This is a genomic window from Mesorhizobium sp. M7A.F.Ca.US.005.03.2.1, assembly GCF_003997795.1.
GTDB classification, from domain to species: domain Bacteria; phylum Pseudomonadota; class Alphaproteobacteria; order Rhizobiales; family Rhizobiaceae; genus Mesorhizobium; species Mesorhizobium ciceri.
On the sequence record NZ_RZRP01000643.1, the window covers coordinates 1 to 3,723 of the forward strand.

At 61.7% G+C, this 3,723-nt stretch carries 6 protein-coding genes; 5 read left to right on the forward strand and 1 reads right to left on the reverse strand.

Annotation, left to right across the window (positions count from 1 at the left end; translation table 11 throughout):
- Both EN991_RS27420 and EN991_RS27425 read left to right on the forward strand, forming a co-directional pair.
- On the forward strand, positions 1 to 734 hold a 734-nt coding region (locus EN991_RS27420; protein ID WP_127369927.1), incomplete at its 5' end, for a glutamate racemase.
- 63 nt (positions 735 to 797) lie between these two features.
- Positions 798 to 986 carry a DUF3008 family protein gene (locus EN991_RS27425; protein ID WP_013532144.1) on the forward strand — a complete coding sequence of 63 codons (189 nt, stop codon included), beginning with the start codon at positions 798 to 800 and terminating at the stop codon, positions 984 to 986.
- Positions 987 to 1,098: 112 nt separating this feature from the next.
- Here EN991_RS27425 and EN991_RS27430 read toward each other — a convergent pair whose 3' ends face one another.
- Positions 1,099 to 1,308: a hypothetical protein gene (locus EN991_RS27430; RefSeq protein ID WP_013532143.1), complete on the reverse strand. Its 210-nt coding sequence runs from the start codon at positions 1,306 to 1,308 to the stop codon at positions 1,099 to 1,101.
- Positions 1,309 to 1,683: 375 nt separating this feature from the next.
- Between EN991_RS27430 and rpsD the strand changes: the two genes are divergently transcribed.
- The 3 genes from rpsD to EN991_RS27445 form a co-directional block, all read left to right on the forward strand.
- A complete protein-coding gene (gene rpsD, locus EN991_RS27435) occupies positions 1,684 to 2,301 on the forward strand; it encodes a 30S ribosomal protein S4 (RefSeq protein WP_013532142.1) in 618 nt (205 codons plus the stop codon).
- Positions 2,302 to 2,408: 107 nt separating this feature from the next.
- Positions 2,409 to 3,296 carry a tRNA 2-thiocytidine(32) synthetase TtcA gene (gene ttcA, locus EN991_RS27440; protein WP_027162370.1) on the forward strand — a complete coding sequence of 296 codons (888 nt, stop codon included), beginning with the start codon at positions 2,409 to 2,411 and terminating at the stop codon, positions 3,294 to 3,296.
- Positions 3,286 to 3,723, forward strand: a 438-nt coding sequence (locus EN991_RS27445; protein ID WP_281058814.1) for an inositol monophosphatase family protein, incomplete at its 3' end; no start/stop codon positions are given. The genes ttcA and EN991_RS27445, both read left to right, overlap by 11 nt.

Here is a 3,723-nt window from a genome sequence, read left to right on the forward strand (position 1 = left end):
GCGTGTTGATGCCCGACCGCCGCTTCATCTATGTCGCCGACGACGCTGCGTTTCCCTATGGCGCCTGGGAAGAGCCGGCGCTGAGGGTGCATATCCTTGAATTGTTCGGCAAACTGCTTGAGCGGTTTGCGCCGGCCATTTCGGTCATCGCCTGCAACACCGCCTCGACGTTGGTGATCGACGCGCTGCGCGACAGATTTCCCGAGCATCCTTTTGTCGGCATGGTGCCTGCGATCAAGCCGGCGGCGGAACGCACGCGCTCAGGGCTGGTTTCGGTGCTGGCGACGCCTGGCACCGTCAAGCGCCAGTACACGCGCGACCTGATCAGCAAATGGGCGCAGAAATGCCATGTCCGCCTGGTCGGCAGCGACAGGCTGGCGGGACTGGCTGAGATCTACATGCGTGAGGGCTTCGTCGATGAGGAGGCCGTGCGCGCCGAGATCGCGCCATGCTTCGTCGAACGTGATGCGCTGCGTACGGATATCGTCGTGCTCGCCTGCACACACTACCCCTTTCTGGCCAATCGTATGCGCAAGACGGCGCCTTGGCCGGTCGACTGGCTCGACCCCGCCGAAGCGATCGCGCGCCGGGCGCTGTCGCTTCTCGCCGACATCGATCCGAGCGGTCGTGGCGAGATGTTGCCTGAAGGGCCCGACCTTGCCGTCTTCACATCGAAAAGAGCCGATTTCCCCACCCGCCGCCTGATGCAGGGGTTCGGGTTGGCGATGTCGTGATTGCGAAGCGGAACATCACGGCAGTCGTTGCGTTTTCTCCTGATGCCAACGGGAGAAAGAGCCATGCCAGCCACCTCGAAAGCCCAGCAGAAAGCCGCCGGCGCGGCTCTGTCGGCCAAGCGCGGCGAGACCAAGAAGAGCGAACTCCAGGGCGCTTCCAAGGGAATGTACGAATCGATGAGCGAAAAGCAGCTCGAGGAATTCGCCGAGACGAAGCGCAAGGGCCTGCCGGAGAAGAAGTCGAAAGGCTAGAGTGCGGTCCGCCGTTCAAGGGAAACGCCGAAGAACACGAGCCGGAATCAAACGCCCGCGGCCAAACCGCGGGCTTTGAAGTGATGTCGGCCGCCTGAGACCGGATTGCAGCCTACCAGCGCCCTCTGCACTGCTTGATCTTGTAGCGGATGACCTTCTTGTGGCCGTGCCGCCAGATAATTTTCTTCTTGATCACGATGCGGCAAGCCTGGTGGTGCCGGTGCCCTTGCCAATGCCTGGCCTCAGCCGGCTCCGGTGTCATGACCGCCATGGATCCCGCCAACACAGCGGCTCCTGTCAGGGTAAGGAAGAATTTCTTCATGCGAATGTAGCTCCTCTGCTCCGGTCCCTTCCTGATGCCGCTGGCGCAACCTCCCGCCACATCCGGCACTGTACTCAACCCAGAGACGCTATATCGTCGCCATGGCCTACGCCAGCCACAAGCTTGACACCGGTTAAATCTCCGTTTAATCAGCGCGCCAACACCGGGCCGCAATGCCCGGTGGTTTTCTTTATGTGCGCAAGATGCGTGGAAATCCAATTCTACTATCTTGTTTGAACTGACGTGTCCCGTGGGTTTTCCGCCGCGTTGCGTGGGAAAACCCTGTCAGGTCTCGAAAACGGAGGCCAGAGGAGGGCGCGTTTCCTTCACCCGGACCATGAGGTTCCGGGTGTGTTGTTTTGAAAAGGGAATGCGATGAGCAAGCGCGAATCCGCGAAGTACAAGATCGACCGCCGTCTCGGCGAAAACATCTGGGGCCGCCCGAAGTCCCCGGTCAACAAGCGTGAATACGGCCCCGGCCAGCATGGCCAGCGCCGCAAGGGCAAGCTTTCCGATTTCGGCCTGCAGCTGCGCGCCAAGCAGAAGCTGAAGGGGCACTATGGCGACGTTTCGGAAAAGCAGTTCCGCAAGGTTTATGAAGAGGCTGACCGCCGCAAGGGCGACACCTCGGAAAACCTGATCGGCCTGCTCGAGTCGCGTCTCGACGCGGTCGTCTACCGCGCCAAGTTCGTGCCGACCATTTTCGCCGCCCGTCAGTTCGTCAACCACGGTCACGTCAACGTCAACGGCAAGCGCGTCAACATCGGCTCGTACCGCTGCAAGCCGGGCGATGTCGTCGAAATCCGCGAAAAGTCCAAGCAGCTGGTCATCGTTCTGGAAGCGGTCGGTCTCGCCGAGCGCGACGTGCCGGACTACATCGAAGCCGATCACAACAAGATGGTCGCGACCTTCTCGCGCATCCCCGGCCTGGCGGACGTTCCGTTCGCCGTGCAGATGGAACCGAACCTGGTCGTCGAATTCTATTCGCGCTAAACGAGCGCGTTCTGCGACATCCTGCGAAGGCCGCCCGTCGAGGCGGCCTTTTCTTTGTCGGTCATGTCCGCTAATCCGGCGCTCTGGGCCATTGAAAGCGACATGCCATGAACATGCTTCCAGACATTGAAACGCTCGAACCGGTCGCCGACAGCGAAGGCGGTTTCCATCCGCTGTTCGCCGACGTGCCGTCCTCGGTCGAGTTCAACAAACTGCGCAAGCGGCTGCTGCGGCTGACCCGGCAGGCGATCGAGGATTTCTCGATGGTCAAGCCCGGCCAGCGCTGGCTCGTAGCGCTATCGGGCGGCAAGGATTCCTACGGCCTGCTCGCGGTGCTGCTCGACCTAAAATGGCGCGGGCTCTTGCCGGTCGATCTTCTGGCCTGCAATCTCGACCAGGGCCAGCCGAATTTCCCCAAACATATCCTGCCGGACTATCTCGACAGCAACGGCATTGCGCACCGGATCGAATATCAGGACACCTATTCCGTCGTCACCGACAAGCTGCCGGCGGGCAGCACCTATTGCTCGCTCTGCTCGCGTCTCAGGCGCGGCCATCTCTACCGCATTGCACGCGAGGAGGGGTGCTCGGCGCTGGTGCTCGGCCACCATCGCGAGGACATTCTCGAGACCTTCTTCATGAACCTCTTCCATGGCGGGCGTCTCGCCGCCATGCCGCCAAAACTGCTCAATGACGAAGGCGACGTCATGGTGCTGCGGCCATTGAGCTATTGCGCCGAGGTCGATCTGGAAAAATTCGCTGCCGCCATGCGATTCCCGATCATTCCCTGCGATCTCTGCGGCAGCCAGGAAGGTCTTCAGCGCAACGCCATGAAGGCGATGCTCGAGGACCTGGAAAAGCGCATGCCGGGCCGCAAGGATACGATGCTGCGCGCGCTGTCGAACAGCAGGCCATCGCATCTGCTCGACAGAAAGCTGTTCGATTTCGCTGCCCTCAACGAGACCCTCACCACAAGGCAAGCCGATGACATTTGACGACACCGCGATCGGCTGGCTGGCCGGCATTCTGGCCGAGGCGGCACTTGCCGAGATCATGCCGCGCTTTCGCCGGTTGGGCGATGGCGATGTCAGGCAGAAGACGTCGGCCGCCGACCTGGTGACCGAAGCCGACGTCAATGCCGAGCGGCTGATCACCGCGCGGCTGCGCGAGCGGTATCCCTCAGCGATGGTCGTCGGCGAGGAGGCCTGTTCCGACAATCCAGCGCTTTTAAACGGGTTGGGCGATGCCGATCTGGCCTTCGTCATCGACCCGGTCGACGGTACTTTCAATTTCGCCTCCGGCGTGCCGCTGTTCGGCGTCATGCTGGCGGTCGTGGTCAAGGGCGAGACTGTCGCCGGCATCATCCACGATCCCGTCGGCAAGGACTGGCTGATTGGCGCCAGGGGTGCCGGCAGCCATATC

Bases quoted from the DNA above. Each gene is read 5' to 3' on its own strand.
- rpsD (WP_013532142.1), top strand. From the start codon at position 1,684: ATGAGCAAGCGCGAATCCGCGAAGTACAAGATCGACCGCCGTCTCGGC.
- EN991_RS27425 (WP_013532144.1), top strand. From the start codon at position 798: ATGCCAGCCACCTCGAAAGCCCAGCAGAAAGCCGCCGGCGCGGCTCTG.
- EN991_RS27430 (WP_013532143.1), bottom strand. From the start codon at position 1,308: ATGAAGAAATTCTTCCTTACCCTGACAGGAGCCGCTGTGTTGGCGGGA.
- ttcA (WP_027162370.1), top strand. From the start codon at position 2,409: ATGAACATGCTTCCAGACATTGAAACGCTCGAACCGGTCGCCGACAGC.